The sequence below is a fragment of the Salinicoccus sp. HZC-1 genome, assembly GCF_046736035.1.
Lineage (GTDB): Bacteria > Bacillota > Bacilli > Staphylococcales > Salinicoccaceae > Salinicoccus.
In genome coordinates, this window is sequence record NZ_CP177130.1 from 1,277,147 (window position 1) to 1,293,137 (window position 15,991).

Below are 15,991 nucleotides of genomic sequence, written 5' to 3' on the forward strand. Positions count from 1 at the left end.
GCAGTGGCAGACAAGGAAAAAAATGAAGAAGTAATCCAGGAAGAAGAACTGACTCCTGATGAAGAGGTTAATGCGCAATCCGGGGAAACAGAAGAAAACCCGGAAGAAGCAACTCTGGAAGTTGATCCTAAAGATGCGGAAATCGAATCTCTCAAACAGCAGGTGGAAGCAGAAGAAAATAAGTATTTGAAACTTTACGCCGAGCTGGAAAATTACAAGCGCAGAACGAAACAGGAAATTGAGTTGAACAACAAGTATAAAGATCAGAACATTGCAGAAAGTCTTCTGCCGATACTTGATAACCTTGAGAGAGCGCTTAAGATCGAAGGCGAGACTGAGGCGTTTAAATCTCTCGCTAAAGGTGTGGAAATGGTCTACAATGACCTGGTTAACATCATGATGAGCCATGACGTTAATGAAATCAAATCAACAGGAGAAGTATTTGACCCGAACTATCACCAGGCGGTGATGACGGAGCCGACAGACGGCGAGCCGGGAATCATCATTGAAGAGTTTCAGAAAGGGTATACGCTGAAAGACCGCGTTATCCGCGCGAGCATGGTTAAAGTAAGTGAATAATTTTTATTTATACAGCTAATTGATCTAATTTATAGGAGGAATTTTTTATGAGCAAAGTAATAGGTATTGACCTCGGTACTACAAACTCAGTTGTATCTGTACTGGAAGGCGGAGAACCAAAAGTTATCCAAAACCCTGAAGGCAACCGTACAACGCCATCCGTAGTATCCTTTAAAAATGGAGAAAAACAAGTGGGTGAAGTAGCGAAGCGTCAAGCGATTACCAACCCTAACACAATCATGTCCATCAAAAGACACATGGGTACTGATCATAAGGAAGAAATCGAAGGCAAGGAATATACGCCACAGGAAATTTCTGCAATGATTCTTCAAAACCTGAAAGAAACTGCAGAAAGTTACCTCGGCGAAAATGTTTCAAAAGCAGTTGTTACCGTTCCTGCATATTTCAATGACTCAGAAAGACAGGCGACTAAAGACGCCGGCCGTATCGCTGGACTTGAAGTGGAGCGTATCATCAACGAACCGACTGCAGCAGCGCTCGCTTACGGTTTGGACAACAAAGAATCAGAAGAAAAAGTACTTGTATTCGACCTTGGCGGCGGTACATTTGACGTGTCTATACTTGAACTGGGAGACGGTGTATTCGAAGTACTCTCTACAGCAGGTGACAACAGATTGGGCGGGGACGATTTTGATGACGTAATCATCGATTTCCTCGTTGAAACTTTCCAAAAAGAAAATGGTATCGATCTTTCCAAAGATAAAATGGCGATGCAACGTCTGAAAGATGCTGCTGAAAAAGCGAAAAAAGACCTTTCAGGTGTATCTACAACACAAGTTTCCCTGCCATTCATCTCTGCAGGTGAAGCGGGTCCATTGCACTTGGAAACTACACTTTCCCGTGCAAAATTCGAAGAGCTTGCTCGTAAGCTTGTAGAACGCACTATGGGGCCTACACGCCAGGCAATCAAAGATGCCGGCATTGACAGAAATGAAATCGATGAAGTAATCCTTGTCGGTGGTTCTACACGTATCCCGGCTGTACAGGAAGCAATCAAAAAAGAAGTGGGCAAAGACCCTAACAAGAGTGTCAACCCTGATGAAGTCGTGGCAATGGGTGCTGCAATCCAGGCCGGAGTGCTCTCCGGTGACGTCCAGGATGTAGTCCTTCTTGACGTAACGCCACTTTCACTTGGTATTGAAACGATGGGCGGTGTTTCCACGGTTCTTATCGAAAGGAATACAACAATCCCTACAAGCAAGTCACAGGTGTTCTCAACAGCATCTGATAATCAGCCGGCCGTTGATATCCACGTGCTCCAGGGTGAACGCCCGATGGCTCAGGACAACAAAACACTTGGTCGTTTCCAGCTTACAGATATTCCGCCAGCACCGAGAGGCGTGCCTCAAATCGAAGTGACATTTGATATCGACAAAAACGGTATCGTAAACGTTACTGCAAAAGATCAGGGTACTGGAAAAGAACAGAAAATTACAATTGAGTCCAGCTCAAACCTTTCTGATGATGATATCGACAGAATGGTGAAAGAAGCGGAAGAGAATGCTGAAGCGGATAAATCACGCCGTGAAGAAGTAGATCTGCGCAACGAAGCTGAACAACTTGCATTTACTACAGATAAAACAATCGAAGACCTTGGCGATAAAGTGGAGGCTGATGAGAAAGAAAAAGCTGAAGCTGCCAAAGAAGAGCTCAATAAAGCACTTGAAGGTTCCGACCTGGAAGAAATCAAGTCTAAAAAAGAAGCGCTTGAGGAAATTGTACAAGGCATGTCCATGAAACTTTATGAGCAAATGGCGCAGGAACAACAAGCACAGCAAGGTGCAGAGGGTACGGAAGGCGATGCACAGTCTGAAGACGATGTTGTCGATGCTGATTTCAAAGAAGTGGACGAAGACGATAAGAAATAATATATGATATTGAATGATGAATGAAGAAAGTCAAAGCCAACAGCATTGGCTTTGACTTTTTTAAATGATATAGTAAATAAGTTGGAGGCGATTAAATGGCGAAAAAAGACTACTATGATGTACTTGGAGTGGATAAGAATGCCTCTAAAGATGAGATTAAAAAAGCATATCGGAAACTCTCCAAAAAATATCATCCGGATATAAATAAAGAAGAAGGCTCAGATCAAAAATTCAAGGAAGTATCTGAAGCATACGAAGCATTGAGTGATGAGAACAAACGTGCGCAATATGACCGTTTTGGACATGAAGGTATGAATCAGCAGTTCGGCGGAGGCGGAGGCGGATTCTCCGGTTCAGGCGGCTTCGGCGGCTTTGAAGATATATTCAGCTCATTCTTCGGCGGTGGTGGCAGAATGGATCCCAATGCCCCAAGAAAAGGTGATGATCTTCAGTATACAATGACCGTCTCATTTGATGAAGCTGTATTCGGTGTAACTAAGACGATCACAATCAAAAAAGAAGTTACCTGCGAAACATGTGACGGGAAGGGTGCCAAACCGGGCACTTCCAAAACAACTTGTAAGATGTGTTCGGGTGCAGGCCGTGTAGCTGTAGAACAGAACACGCCATTCGGCAGAATCCAGACAGAACGTACATGCCCGACTTGTAATGGCACAGGTGAAGAAATCGAAGATCCATGCAACAACTGTAAAGGCGCAGGGACAGTAACCGAAGACGTAAAGATTGAAGTGACAGTTCCTGAAGGTGTGGATAACGGCCAGCAGATCCGTCTGCAGGGAAAAGGTGAACCCGGTGTGAACGGCGGTCCTGCAGGGGACCTGTATATCGTATTCCGAGTTAGGCCGGATACAAGATTTACACGTGATGGAGACGACATTCACTACGAATTGCCGATTTCATTCGCTCAGGCAGCGCTTGGTGACGAGGTGAAAGTACCAACGATCAATTCCGAAGTGGTGCTTACGATTCCTTCCGGGACACAATCCGGCAAACGTTTCCGACTGAAAGAAAAAGGTGTTAAAAATGTTCATGGTTATGGCTATGGTGACCAGTTTGTTACAATTAAAGTCGTAACACCTACCAAGCTCTCGGATAAAGAAGTGGATATCTTTAGACAGTTGGCAGAGCATGGCGGGGAAGAAATTAATGAGCAAAATGAAAATTTCTTCGATAAAACGAGAAGATTTTTTAAGGGTGACTAATTATGAAATGGCACGAAGTTTCTATTAGCACGACCAAAAGTAATGAGGATGCTTTTTCTTTATTCCTGAATGAAATTGCCAAGGGTATATCCGTCGAGCATTCATTGGAGCTATTAAAAAAAGATGTAGAAGATTTTGATGACAAATACCGTCTGGACGCGTCAATGCTTCCGGAACGGGATATTCGTATCCTGGTCTACTTTGACGAGACGGAAGACATTGAAGATAAGCTGGGTAAAATCGACACTTTCATAGAAGGTGCTGAATTGGACCAAAAAGGTGATATTCAGGTCGAAAGAAAAACGATTGATGAAGAAGACTGGGAAAACGAATGGAAAAAATATTTTCACAGCTTCAGAGTCTCGGAGAACTTTGTCATCGTACCGTCATGGGAAATCGATGATTATGAATTCGAAAAGAGTGACAAGCTGATAAAACTGGATCCGGGTATGGCATTCGGTACTGGAGACCATCCGACAACGAGCATGTGTCTGAAGTTTATCGAACGTATTGTTGAGCCAAAACACAAAATCATTGATGTGGGTACAGGTTCAGGTATTTTGACAATCGGTGCCCATTTAATGGGTGCTAGAGACCTGAAAGCCACGGATATAGATGAGTTATCTTTAAAAGTTGCCAGGGAAAACTTCGAATTGAATGAATGTGCATCTGATGTGACAGTTGAAACAGGGGACCTCCTCACTACTGAAGATGACCAGTATGATATAGTGATTGCGAATATTCTGGCGCACATCATTGACCAAATGATCGATGATGCTTTTGAAACGTTGAAATTTGGCGGGGTCTTCATTGCTTCCGGTATTATTACTAAACGCCGTGATGATATTATCCAACATATGGAAAAAACAGGATTCGACATTGTCGAAGTACTTGAAGATAACGGCTGGGTAAGTATCATGGCTAAAAAGGCGTGATGATATGCAAAGGTATTTTACTGAAGAAACACTTATTGCAGGTGAGGTGTACGTCTCAGGATCAGATACACATCACATGAAGAATGTCATGCGCTTCCGTGAGGGGCAGGCATTTCATATGGTGGACAGGACGCGCACAGCATTTCTTTGTGAAGTAGTGGATGTCGATGATTCGGTTCATTTCAAAGTGATGTCTAAAATAGATGAATCTCCTGAGCTCCCTGTGGAAATATCTGTTTTCTGCCCATTGTTGAAGGGGGAGAAATTCGAGTGGATGATTCAAAAATCAACTGAGCTCGGTGCATTTGATTTTAATATTTTTGATGCTGAGCGGAGCGTGGTAAAACTCGATGAGAAAAAGCGTTCAAAGCGTCTGACGCGGTATGAGAAAGTGATTAAAGAAGCGGGAGAGCAAAGCCGTCGTAATCTAATTCCCGAAATTCATTTTGCAGGCACTTTGAAAGATATAGATTTCAATGCATTCGATGCAGTGCTTTTTGCTTACGAAGGCAATGTCAACAAGCCGGCTGCAAGCATGAATCAAGTCCTGGAAACCTTAAAAAAGAATAGTAGAATCGCTTTTGTATTTGGCCCGGAAGGCGGATTCAGTGATGTTGAGACCGATCTTATGGATGCGTATCATTCCGTCCGTCTGGGTGCCCGTATACTTCGTGCTGAAACTGCACCCCTGTATGCCTTAGCGGCAATAAGCTATAGATTTGAACAGCCCGCCACTCGTTGAAGAATGAGGCGGGCTGTGCTATTATGTTCAGAAGATGAAATCATCAAATATATTAGGAAAGATCTGATTATATGAATGAAAAAACGATCGCATTTCACACTTTAGGTTGTAAAGTGAATCATTATGAGACAGAGGCAATGTGGCAGATTTTCAAGGATGATGGATACAGCCGTGTTGATTTTGATCAAAATGCGGATGTTTTTGTTATCAATACCTGTACAGTTACAAACACGGGTGATAAAAAAAGCAGGCAGGTTATAAGACGTGCCATCAGAAAAAATCCGGACGCAGTCGTCTGTGTGACAGGATGCTATGCCCAAACAGCGCCTAAAGATATTATGGATATACCGGGTGTGGACATTATCATTGGTACAGAGGACCGTGATAAGCTTCTGGGTTATGTTAACCAATATCATCAGGAACGTCAGCCAATCAATGGAGTAAAAAATATTATGAAAAAGCGTACATATGAAGAAATGGATGTACCTTATTTCACAGACCGTACACGGGCAACACTTAAAATCCAGGAAGGGTGCAATAATTTCTGTACATTCTGCATCATTCCTTGGGCACGTGGATTAATGCGCTCACGCGATCCTGAAAAGGTAGTCGAGCAGGCACAGCAATTAGTCGATCAAGGATATAAGGAGATCGTTCTTACAGGAATCCATACCGGTGGTTACGGGGAAGATTTAAAAGATTATAATCTTGCACAGTTGCTTCGTGACCTTGAAGAAGTGGACGGTTTAAACCGCTTGAGAATTTCAAGTATTGAGGCGAGCCAGCTGACTGATGAAGTGATTGATGTAATCAACGATTCGAATAAAATTGTCCGTCACCTGCACATCCCGATCCAATCAGGCAGTGATACAGTATTGAAACGTATGCGCAGAAAGTATACGATGGAATTCTTTGAATCCCGTATCATCAAACTTAAAGAGATTATGCCGAATGTTGCGATTACTAGTGATGTTATTGTGGGATTCCCCGGGGAAACTGAAGAAGAATTCATGGAATCTTACGACTTTATCAAAAAGCATCATTTCTCTGAATTGCACGTATTCCCTTATTCCATCCGTACAGGGACACCGGCGGCCAGAATGACTGATCAGGTCGACGAAAATATTAAAAGTGAACGTGTGCATCGTTTAATTGAGCTTTCCAATTCACTTGCAGAAGACTATGCGGAGTTATTTAAAGATGATGTCCTTGAAATTATTCCGGAAGAGGAAAAAGACGGTAAACTCATCGGTCATTCCGATAACTACCTAAAGGTGGAAGTCGAAGGCGATGCCTCACTTACAGGTGAACTTGTAAAAGTCAAAATTACCGAACCGGGATATCCGGTAAGCAAAGGTGAAGTTGTAAAAGTACTTGAAAAACCGATGGTTAAAGCCTATGCATACCTTGAGCGCACAATCTGATGAATGAATAATTATTTTAATGTATAATTGTATTAAAAGGTCTGCAAAAGACCTTTTATTTATGAAAGCGGAGGAATATGTATGGAACTATCTAAATATATCGATCACACACTATTAAAACCGGAAACAACACAGGATCAGATTTTTGAACTGTGTAAAGAAGCGATGGAACATCATTTCTGCAGTGTCTGCATAAGTCCTGTCTGGGTTTCTACAGCCAAAGAAATCTTAAAGGAAAGCGACGTTAAAGTATGTACAGTCATCGGTTTCCCAAGTGGCGCTGTCACTTCGGAAGTGAAAGCATTTGAAACGATGAACGCTATACAAAACGGTGCAGACGAAGTCGATATGGTCATCAATATCGGTGCTTTGAAATCAGGCAATGATGATTATGTATTCAATGACATTAAAGCTGTGTGCGATGCAGCAGGACAGCAGGTAATTGTTAAAGTAATCATTGAAACAGCACTGCTCGACAGTGATGAAATTGTTAGAGCATGCGAAATCAGTAAAAAATGCGGTGCTGATTTTGTCAAGACATCCACAGGTTTCAACGGAGAAGGTGCCAAAGCTGAAGATGTGACACTGATGAGGCTTACTGTCGGTCAAGAAATGGGTGTTAAAGCCAGCGGCGGTGTAAGGTCATATGAAGATGCGAAAGTGATGATTGAAAGCGGAGCGACACGTATCGGCGCTTCCAGCGGAATCGCCATAGTACAAGGCGGAATCAGTGAAAGTGACTATTAATTTAGAGTTGACCATATTTTGTCATTGTATTATAATGTGTGAGTACATAGTATAAATCTATGTAAACCAGAAAGGCTTTTGTTTATTTGGAGGGAGGGAAAACCATGTCTAAAACAGTTGTTAATAAGAACGAACCAATTGAAGACGCGTTGCGCCGTTTCAAGCGTACAGTTTCAAAAAGCGGTACAATCCAGGAAGCTCGTAAAAGAGAATTTTACGAAAAACCAAGTGTAAAACGCAAAAAGAAATCTGAAGCTGCCCGCAAGCGCAAATTCAAGTAATCCGACTCCCTCGGATAAATTCCCATACACAAGACAGCATTTATATGCTGTCTTTTTTTTGTAATAATTTAATTTATGCTGGTATTGATGTATAATGAAAGTAATGGAGGGGATTCTAATGGCGGTTATACAGATATTCATACATACTTTTCTCTTCGGAAGTATTCTGGCTGACTTCAGAGATGTTGTAACCATGCCATGGGTCGCCTTTATTCTATTAGCATTTTTCTTCCTGGGCATGCTCTATCAATTGTTTTCTGAACGTGTTACCTTGATTGGGATTTTATCGATTGCCTCAATAATTATTTTTTATTCCGGCCATTTGCTGATCAGTGATTATAGTGGAATCGCACTGACATTGTTCATAATCGGTACCGTTTTCATCATTGTGGAATTTTTTATTATCGGTGCAATTCTGGGTCTTATCGGCGGCATCATGCTTTTCATCAGTATTTTACTGGTGGGGAATAATATAGCTTTGTTCAGTCTTTTTATGATACTCATTGCTATATTAGCAATCATAGAGTGGGTGATATTTGTGAAATTTAAAAAAAGAAGAATTCCATTTCTCAAAAAGTTTATACTTACTGATGCAACGGATGCCGAGTCTGGCTATACTTCATTCGACGACCGTTCCTACCTTGTCGGTGAACAAGCCATAACAGCAACCGCTTTGAGGCCGTCAGGTATTATCCGTTATGGGAATGAGCGCATTGATGCTGTTGCGGAAGGTTCGTTCATCGAAAGCGGCAAAGACGTAAAAATTATACATGTTGAAGGAACTCGGATAGTTGTACGGCCAGTGGAAGATTAAAATTATATCAAAGGAGAGTTGAGCATGAATTTGTTCTTTATCACAGGATCCGGGCTGATGATTGTTTTCCTAGTCATCATTGCCTTTATCGTCATTTCGTTCTTCCTGTCTTTTGTACCGATTGGTTTATGGATTTCAGCCATCGCTGCAGGAGTCAATGTTGGTATCTTCTCCCTTGTCGGGATGAGATTAAGACGTGTTAAACCAAAACGCGTAATCGAACCAATGATTAAAGCTCATAAAGCAGGGCTTAAAGTTACTACGAATCAGCTTGAGTCACATTTCCTCGCCGGAGGTGATGTAGACCGCGTTGTCGATGCACTGATTGCAGCTCAGCGTGCAGATATCAACCTTACATTTGAAAGATGTGCAGCGATTGACCTTGCCGGCCGTGACGTTCTTGAAGCAGTGCAGATGAGTGTCAATCCAAAAGTCATTGAAACACCGTTCATCAATGGTGTAGCTATGGATGGTATCGAAGTTAAGGCGAAATCACGTATTACAGTACGTGCAAATATTGAGAGATTGGTCGGTGGTGCGGGTGAAGAAACAATTGTTGCCCGTGTCGGTGAAGGTATCGTTTCCACAATCGGTTCTTCAGAAAAACATACTAAGGTTTTAGAAAATCCGGACATGATCTCTCAGACTGTGCTTGCCAAAGGATTGGATTCAGGTACAGCATTTGAAATTCTTTCCATTGATATTGCAGACGTGGACATCGGTAAGAACATTGGTGCCGATCTTCAAACTGAACAAGCTGTTGCAGATAAGAATATTGCGCAGGCAAAAGCTGAAGAGCGTCGCGCAATGGCTGTAGCACAGGAGCAGGAAATGAAAGCCCGCGTAGAGGAAATGAGAGCGAAAGTTGTTGAAGCTGAATCCAAAGTGCCACTAGCATTTGCACATGCACTTGAAAATGGAAATATCGGGGTATCAGACTACTACAACCTGAAGAACGTCGAGGCAGACACTAGTATGAGAGATTCTATCAATAAGATGACAGATCCAAATCGTTACAATGAAGAAGACGAATAGGTTGTGATATCATGGAATTACTGCCTCTTCTTATCTTTTTAGGCGGTATTGTCTATACGGCAATTGCCAGTCAAAAAGACAAGGGTAATAAGGAAAAGAGGAATATAGACCCTGGTAAACTGGGGAATCCTTCTAAATCAAAAAGACAACAACCGAGAGGAAACAATCAGAATTCCGAAAAAGGGTTTTTTGAACAAATCAAAGATGAAGTTGAGCGTTCGTTCGGTGCTTTTGATGAAAAGCCTAATGAACAACGCAGACAGCAAAATCAACAACAGAGACATACTGAAAGTTCTCAGCGGTCAGAAAGATCAAACCAGCAGCGTCCTGAATACCAAAGGACTGAAAGGAACAGTCCACAAAGACCGGTGGCGGATCGTTCGTTTGGCAGATCCCTTGAGGAAAAAGCAAGAGATTCTAAAGCCGGGAAAAAAGCGATGGACTACTATGAAGATAAAGTTCCAACAGACCGTACCAAACACAGGGAGCGTTCTCAAAGAGCGAAGGAATCTGTCTTTGCCGAAGGGTTCAATCGTTCCGAAGCTGAAAAGCGTGTGAAAGGAATCGGGCGCGAGACAGCTGATGAGGATTTATCACGGTCTCCCGGAAAAGCACCTCAAGTGCGTAGAGAGAAGCATGAATCTACACTTGATAAAGGGGATTTTTCATTCGACCGTAAAGCTGTCCTCAATGGAATCATATTTTCTGAAATACTAGGTAAACCTAAATCTAAAAGATAACGCCAGCATATGCTGGCGTTTTTCTTTTGTCTGATGTGATTGATAATGATTAAATATGATTGACTTTGATTGTATTGAAGGTTATATTAAAAATGGTGATGATATGATAACTAATCAGAGATATGAAAAAATCATGGAATACTTAAATAGAAAAGGAACTGGATCAGTTAATGACCTTGTAGGTATCACGAGCAGCAGTACTGCCACAGTACGCCGGGATTTGACATATCTTGAATCAAAGGGGCTGTTAAAAAGGATTCATGGTGGAGCTACTGTCGATCAGATGGAGCAGGAAGAGGATTACAGTGATAAATCTGTAAAAAACCTTTCCAAAAAACTCAAAATCGCTCAAAAAGCTGCAGGGATGATTGAAGACGGGGATACCATATTTGTCGATGCTGGAACAACTACCTATGAAATGATGCCATTTATTAAAGCATCGAGTATCACTGTTGTCACGAATAGTATTACATTAATCGACCAACTCGTCAGAAATGGTCATAATACCTATGTTTTAGGCGGTAAAGTAAAACCGACAACAAAAGCAGTAGTCGGTCATGATGTTGTGGACAAATTGAGAAATCTTACGTTCGATAAATGTTTTGTAGGTGTAAATGCCGTTGACGTGCATCATGGTTTTTCGACGCCTGATGAGGATGAAGCATATATAAAACGAACTGCCATAGTACAGGCGAGACGTGCATTTGTACTTGCAGACAGTTCGAAATTTGATAGAAGTGCATTCGTTAAATTTGCTGATATAGAAGAGGCGTCAATTATTACTGAACCGGCGCAGCATCCTTTTCTGGAGAAAATTAAAAAAAGAACAGACATTATTCGAGGTGATGACAATGATTTATACGGTGACATTTAATCCATCTGTCGACTATGTAGTAAGGCTGGATGAAGTCGAGGTAGGAGGATTGAACCGTACAGGAGACACAGAAAAATATGCCGGCGGTAAAGGTATCAACGTTTCGAGGGTATTGAAAGAACTTGGAACAGATTCTACTGCTTTGGGATTCTGTGGCGGCTTTACAGGCGAATTTATAAAAAGCATTTTGAAATCGCAGGGCATCCCACATGATTTTGTCGAGATTGAAGAGGACACGAGGATTAATATAAAGCTTAAAACTTCTTCGGAAACAGAAATCAATGCCAATGGGCCAAAAATCACAGACAATAATATCGAATCATTGAAGCGGCAATTGCTGGGACTTACAAAAGATGATCACGTGGTATTTGCGGGCACCATCCCTAAAGGGCATGATCTGCTGTATAAGGAACTTGCTCAAATTTTATACGAAAAAAATGTTTCGTTCACCATCGATGCAGAAGGTGAGAAATTGACTTCAACACTGCAGTACAAGCCTTACTTGATAAAACCGAATCTTTTCGAACTTGAAAATATTGTTAATAATAAATTGAACAGTGACAAAGAAATTGTAATTGCCGCAAAAAAACTGCAGGCACAGGGTGCTGAAAACATATTGGTCACTCTAGGTGGTAATGGGGCAATCTTTATAGGTAAGGAAAAACAATTCCGAGTCCCTTCTCCAAAAGGCGCGCTCAGAAATTCTGTCGGTGCCGGGGATTCAACCGTTGCAGGATTTATCAGCAAGCGGGATAAATCGACTGAGGAGCAGATTCGCTACGCTATTGCATGCGGCAGTGCGACGGCATTTAGTGATGATCTTGCCGGGCATGAGGAAATAGAAGCGTTAATCCCTAAAATACAAATCAATCCGATTGAAGAGGTGAGATAATGAGAATAACAGAACTATTAACAACTAACACAATCAACATGAGTGTCAGTGCAACAAATAAGGATGCTGTCATCAGGGAATTGGTCGAAGGACTTTACGAGGCAGACCGCATTACCGACCAAGATAAATTTGAGGCAGCAATTCATAAGAGGGAGTCACAAAGTACTACAGGAGTGGGGGATGGAATTGCGATTCCACATGCCCAGACAGCTGAAGTTAAACAGCCTGCCATTATGTTTGGCAGAAGTAAATCCGGCATTGACTACGCATCTATGGACGGTCATCCTGCATTCTTATTCTTTATGATTGCTGCACCGCAGGGACAGGCAACAACGCATCTGGATGCATTGGCCAAACTCTCTACAATTCTTATGAACGAAGAGGCAAGAGAAAAGTTGATGGCAGCAGAAACCGAAAAAGAGATTATACAGACAATCGATTACTATGATGAATCTGCTTCATCAGCTGAGGATGAAACAACAGTAGAATCTTCGGACAAGCCATTCATTGTCGCTGTCACTGCATGCCCAACGGGTATAGCACATACCTATATGGCGGCTGACTCCATCAAGAAAAAAGCGGGAGAACTCGGCTACGATATCAAGGTGGAAACAAACGGTTCTGCGGGTGTTAAAAATGCTCTGACTGAACAAGACATTGAAAGAGCAGCCGGTGTAATCGTTGCTGCAGATACAAATGTCGAAATGACACGGTTTGACGGTAAAAATGTTGTAGAAGCACCTGTAGCAGATGGAATCAAGCGCCCTGAAGAATTGATTGATCAGTCACTTGATGCTGACAGACCGAAATTTTCTGCCGGGGATAAAAAGAAAAGAGCTGACAGTCAGGAAGGAGCATCAAAAGGGAAATCGTCCATTTATAAACATTTGATGAACGGTGTATCCAACATGCTGCCTTTTGTTGTAGCAGGCGGTATATTAATAGCAATCAGCTTTATGTTCGGTATACATTCAGCCAACCCTGAAAGTGCGGAATACAATCCATTAGCAGAAATGATCAACTTTATCGGATCAAATGCCTTTGAACTTATGATTCCAATACTTGCCGGTTTCATCGCAATGAGTATTGCAGACAGACCAGGTCTGGCACCGGGTATGGTCGGTGGTATTATGGCAGCCTCAATGGGCTCCGGTTTCCTTGGCGGTTTAATCGCCGGTTTCCTGGCAGGTTATTTGATGGTCGGCATTAAGAAAGTGCTTGAAGGCCTGCCACAGGTATTGGATGGATTAAAGCCGGTACTTCTTTATCCATTATTGGGTGTATTTCTAACCGGTGTGATTATGTACTATATCGTTGACCCTCCGGCAACGGCACTCAATGAATGGATGAACACTACACTTAGTAACATGAGTGGCGGAAACATCGTGTTGCTTGGTGCCATTGTCGGCGGTATGATGGCGGTTGATATGGGCGGCCCTGTGAACAAAGCGGCCTATGCATTCGGTATCGCGGCTTTATCAGCAGGAAACCCTGAGCCGATTACAGCTGCAATGATCGGTGGTATGGTACCGCCGCTTGCAATTGCTTTCGCAACGATGGTATTCAGAAATAGATTCACCACAGTAGAGCGGTCATCCGGGCCTACGAACCTGATTATGGGAGCATCCTTTATTACAGAAGGAGCGATTCCTTTCGCAGCAGCTGACCCGATCAGAGTCATTCCATCCATGATTGTCGGTTCTGCAACAGCAGGTGCGCTGGCAATGGCATTCTCGACATCTATAAATGCACCCCATGGGGGATTGTTTGTTGCACTTACAATCGGAGAAGGTAAATTGATGTTCCTGGCTGCATTGCTAATTGGTACATTAGTCAGCGGATTGCTTCTTGCACTGCTTAAAAAGCCGGTCAGCAGCAATTAAAAATGAAGCAGTGGCTCTTTTACAGAGTCACTGCTTTTTTAAATCTTCTTTTCTGGAAATTCAGCATTTAACCTGTTACTGTTGCGAAAATTCATTTAAAAACTGTTTATCTTCAAGTCCAATAAAATCAATGCCGAAATAAAACAGGATGGATATACCAATCGTCCAGACAGCGACACTTAATGTCACCCACCAGAAAGTCGCTTTTTGTGGGCCACCCAATATGACTGCCATCAATGCCGTGAAATGACTGCCAATGAAGAAAGGGCCGATGAAAGCCAGTCCGGGCAGACCATATTTTTGAAAAATATTTTCTGCCCGCTGGCTTTTCCTGCTTTTCCCTTTACCTGCCTGCTCACGTTTATTCAAATACCATTGTTTAATTCGATCCATCATTACAATGAGGATTAAAAGTGTCAACAGGTTACCGGCGATACCGATAATATTTGTAAGCGTGAAATTCATACCGCCGAAAATCGCAACCGGTACAACGATAAAAGCTTCCAAAAGCGGTACAGCAGATAATAAAAATACAATTATGTATGCAATGAGCAACGAAGTGGTCATCATTTTCCTCCTTTAAAAATCTCTGTGATAGTATAATTATATGTTAAATTATAAATGAAAGGGTACTTTTGTCCATCAAAAGAAGGAACATTAACACTTTAACATTATACACTGCAAAATACTTTCAATAATACTATACTGATATAAAATTCAAATAATTAGGTGAGGTAAACATGAAAATTTCTACTGAAATTATAAACGATGCAATCGAGTTTAGACGTGAATTACACAAGAATCCGGAACTGAGCACCGAGGAATTCGAGACATCCCGCCGTATTCAACAACAATTAGATCAGCTGGGTATTCCTTATACGGCCGGATATGCGGGGACCGGTGTACTTGGAGTGATTAAAGGAAAACACCCTGGAAAAATCGTGGGGTTAAGAGCAGATATTGATGCGCTTCCGATTCAAGAGATATCAGGTGAACCTTTCAGTTCGGAAAAAAACGGTGTCATGCATGCGTGTGGCCACGATGCACATACTTCCATGCTTGTTGCGACAGCTCGCGTACTTCTAGAGAGAACAGATGAAATTAATGGGACGATTCTGCTGATATTCCAGCCTGCGGAAGAATTATCACCTGAGGGCGGTTCCCAGAGAATGATGGATGATGGCGTATTCGATCAATATACACCGGATGTACTCATTGGTCAGCATGTATGGCCGGGCCTTCCGGCAGGCCAATTTGGCGTGATGGCCGGGCCGATTATGGGTAACTCGGATAAGTTTTTCCTTCGCATCAAAGGATCGGGCGGTCACGCATCCATGCCTCAGGATACTGTAGATGCAATTATCGTCGCCAATCAGGTTGTAAGCAGTCTGCAGACGATTGTAAGCAGGAATGCCGATCCAATGGAACCGGCAGTTGTGACTGTGGGCCGTTTCGAAGGCGGGACAAAACATAACGTCATCGCTGAGACTGTTGAAATTGAAGGAACAATTCGTACGCAATCTGATAAAATGAAAAAACTTGCGAAGGAAAGATTTTTTGAAATTGTTCAAAACGTGACAAGTGCTATGGGCGCTGAAGTGGATATTGAATTTTACGATGGCTATCCGGCAACTGTAAATACTGAAAAGTGGGCAGACCAGCTGCATGAAACAGTATTTAAACTCTATGGAGAAAAAGCCTTACCCAAAGTGAACCCGAGTCTTGCCGGTGAAGATTTCAGCCGATTCCTGCAAAATTATCCAGGTGTCTACTATTGGCTGGGCAGTTCGGTCGGAGAAAACCAGAAGCCTCTTCATAACCCTGCATTCAGATTTAACGAAGAGGCGATTCCCTATGGTGTTGAAGTGATGTCACAGGCAGCAATAGATACTTTGAACACTCTGAAAGATATTTGATAAATCACATAGAAATG

The 15,991-nt window shown here is 42.3% G+C and carries 16 protein-coding genes; 15 read left to right on the forward strand and 1 reads right to left on the reverse strand.

All coding sequences use genetic code 11. The annotated features are described in order from the left end of the window. Positions 1–3 precede the first annotated feature (3 nt). The 14 genes from grpE (at position 4) to ACKRAT_RS06435 (ending at position 14,058) form a co-directional block, all read left to right on the forward strand. Positions 4–579: a nucleotide exchange factor GrpE gene (gene grpE / locus ACKRAT_RS06370; RefSeq protein ID WP_411844257.1), complete on the forward strand. Its 576-nt coding sequence runs from the start codon at positions 4–6 to the stop codon at positions 577–579. A gap of 47 nt (positions 580–626) precedes the next feature. After that, positions 627–2,468 (forward strand): molecular chaperone DnaK, encoded by a 1,842-nt coding sequence (gene dnaK, locus ACKRAT_RS06375; protein WP_411844258.1) that lies wholly within the window; start codon positions 627–629, stop codon positions 2,466–2,468. Positions 2,469–2,563: 95 nt separating this feature from the next. Then, positions 2,564–3,691, forward strand: a complete 1,128-nt coding sequence (gene dnaJ / locus ACKRAT_RS06380; protein WP_411844259.1) for a molecular chaperone DnaJ — start codon at positions 2,564–2,566, stop codon at positions 3,689–3,691. Between the two features lie 2 nt (positions 3,692–3,693). Then, the gene (gene prmA / locus ACKRAT_RS06385; RefSeq protein WP_411844260.1) at positions 3,694–4,626 is read left to right on the forward strand and encodes a 50S ribosomal protein L11 methyltransferase; all 933 of its coding nucleotides are present in this window, start codon (positions 3,694–3,696) and stop codon (positions 4,624–4,626) included. A 4-nt stretch (positions 4,627–4,630) separates the two neighbouring features. Beyond that, positions 4,631–5,368, forward strand: coding sequence for an RsmE family RNA methyltransferase (locus ACKRAT_RS06390; protein ID WP_411844261.1), 738 nt, complete (start codon positions 4,631–4,633; stop codon positions 5,366–5,368). Positions 5,369–5,439: 71 nt separating this feature from the next. Continuing rightward, positions 5,440–6,792 carry a tRNA (N(6)-L-threonylcarbamoyladenosine(37)-C(2))-methylthiotransferase MtaB gene (mtaB, locus tag ACKRAT_RS06395; protein WP_411844262.1) on the forward strand — a complete coding sequence of 451 codons (1,353 nt, stop codon included), beginning with the start codon at positions 5,440–5,442 and terminating at the stop codon, positions 6,790–6,792. A gap of 75 nt (positions 6,793–6,867) precedes the next feature. After that, positions 6,868–7,539 (forward strand): deoxyribose-phosphate aldolase, encoded by a 672-nt coding sequence (gene deoC, locus ACKRAT_RS06400; RefSeq protein WP_411844426.1) that lies wholly within the window; start codon positions 6,868–6,870, stop codon positions 7,537–7,539. 104 nt (positions 7,540–7,643) lie between these two features. Then, positions 7,644–7,820, forward strand: coding sequence for a 30S ribosomal protein S21 (gene rpsU, locus ACKRAT_RS06405; RefSeq protein WP_411844263.1), 177 nt, complete (start codon positions 7,644–7,646; stop codon positions 7,818–7,820). Positions 7,821–7,938: 118 nt separating this feature from the next. Then, positions 7,939–8,634: an NfeD family protein gene (locus tag ACKRAT_RS06410; RefSeq protein WP_411844264.1), complete on the forward strand. Its 696-nt coding sequence runs from the start codon at positions 7,939–7,941 to the stop codon at positions 8,632–8,634. Between the two features lie 57 nt (positions 8,635–8,691). Then, the gene (gene floA / locus ACKRAT_RS06415) at positions 8,692–9,669 is read left to right on the forward strand and encodes a flotillin-like protein FloA (protein WP_411844427.1); all 978 of its coding nucleotides are present in this window, start codon (positions 8,692–8,694) and stop codon (positions 9,667–9,669) included. Between the two features lie 11 nt (positions 9,670–9,680). Then, positions 9,681–10,409 carry a hypothetical protein gene (locus tag ACKRAT_RS06420; protein ID WP_411844265.1) on the forward strand — a complete coding sequence of 243 codons (729 nt, stop codon included), beginning with the start codon at positions 9,681–9,683 and terminating at the stop codon, positions 10,407–10,409. 103 nt (positions 10,410–10,512) lie between these two features. Continuing rightward, positions 10,513–11,283: a DeoR/GlpR family DNA-binding transcription regulator gene (locus tag ACKRAT_RS06425; RefSeq protein ID WP_411844266.1), complete on the forward strand. Its 771-nt coding sequence runs from the start codon at positions 10,513–10,515 to the stop codon at positions 11,281–11,283. Then, positions 11,261–12,175 carry a 1-phosphofructokinase gene (pfkB, locus tag ACKRAT_RS06430; RefSeq protein WP_411844267.1) on the forward strand — a complete coding sequence of 305 codons (915 nt, stop codon included), beginning with the start codon at positions 11,261–11,263 and terminating at the stop codon, positions 12,173–12,175. Before ACKRAT_RS06425 ends, pfkB begins: the two co-directional genes overlap by 23 nt. Further along, positions 12,175–14,058, forward strand: a complete 1,884-nt coding sequence (locus ACKRAT_RS06435) for a fructose-specific PTS transporter subunit EIIC (RefSeq protein ID WP_411844268.1) — start codon at positions 12,175–12,177, stop codon at positions 14,056–14,058. The genes pfkB and ACKRAT_RS06435 overlap by 1 nt, the downstream gene beginning before the upstream one ends. 75 nt (positions 14,059–14,133) lie before the next feature. Here ACKRAT_RS06435 and ACKRAT_RS06440 read toward each other — a convergent pair whose 3' ends face one another. Beyond that, complete coding sequence (locus ACKRAT_RS06440) at positions 14,134–14,625, reverse strand: small multi-drug export protein (RefSeq protein ID WP_411844269.1); 492 nt, start codon at positions 14,623–14,625, stop codon at positions 14,134–14,136. A gap of 173 nt (positions 14,626–14,798) precedes the next feature. On the opposite strand from ACKRAT_RS06440, the gene ACKRAT_RS06445 reads away from it, so the two are divergent. Then, entirely contained in the window at positions 14,799–15,974 is a 1,176-nt protein-coding gene (locus tag ACKRAT_RS06445) for a M20 metallopeptidase family protein (RefSeq protein WP_411844270.1), read from the forward strand. Positions 15,975–15,991 lie beyond the last annotated feature (17 nt).

What these genes read in the sequence shown, in the direction of transcription:
- ACKRAT_RS06420 (WP_411844265.1), top strand. Translation starts at nt 9,681, where the DNA reads ATGGAATTACTGCCTCTTCTTATCTTTTTAGGCGGTATTGTCTATACG.
- rpsU (WP_411844263.1), top strand. Translation starts at nt 7,644, where the DNA reads ATGTCTAAAACAGTTGTTAATAAGAACGAACCAATTGAAGACGCGTTG.
- ACKRAT_RS06390 (WP_411844261.1), top strand. Translation starts at nt 4,631, where the DNA reads ATGCAAAGGTATTTTACTGAAGAAACACTTATTGCAGGTGAGGTGTAC.
- dnaJ (WP_411844259.1), top strand. Translation starts at nt 2,564, where the DNA reads ATGGCGAAAAAAGACTACTATGATGTACTTGGAGTGGATAAGAATGCC.
- ACKRAT_RS06425 (WP_411844266.1), top strand. Translation starts at nt 10,513, where the DNA reads ATGATAACTAATCAGAGATATGAAAAAATCATGGAATACTTAAATAGA.
- ACKRAT_RS06435 (WP_411844268.1), top strand. Translation starts at nt 12,175, where the DNA reads ATGAGAATAACAGAACTATTAACAACTAACACAATCAACATGAGTGTC.
- floA (WP_411844427.1), top strand. Translation starts at nt 8,692, where the DNA reads ATGATTGTTTTCCTAGTCATCATTGCCTTTATCGTCATTTCGTTCTTC.
- ACKRAT_RS06445 (WP_411844270.1), top strand. Translation starts at nt 14,799, where the DNA reads ATGAAAATTTCTACTGAAATTATAAACGATGCAATCGAGTTTAGACGT.
- mtaB (WP_411844262.1), top strand. Translation starts at nt 5,440, where the DNA reads ATGAATGAAAAAACGATCGCATTTCACACTTTAGGTTGTAAAGTGAAT.
- pfkB (WP_411844267.1), top strand. Translation starts at nt 11,261, where the DNA reads ATGATTTATACGGTGACATTTAATCCATCTGTCGACTATGTAGTAAGG.
- dnaK (WP_411844258.1), top strand. Translation starts at nt 627, where the DNA reads ATGAGCAAAGTAATAGGTATTGACCTCGGTACTACAAACTCAGTTGTA.
- ACKRAT_RS06440 (WP_411844269.1), bottom strand. Translation starts at nt 14,625, where the DNA reads ATGACCACTTCGTTGCTCATTGCATACATAATTGTATTTTTATTATCT.
- ACKRAT_RS06410 (WP_411844264.1), top strand. Translation starts at nt 7,939, where the DNA reads ATGGCGGTTATACAGATATTCATACATACTTTTCTCTTCGGAAGTATT.
- prmA (WP_411844260.1), top strand. Translation starts at nt 3,694, where the DNA reads ATGAAATGGCACGAAGTTTCTATTAGCACGACCAAAAGTAATGAGGAT.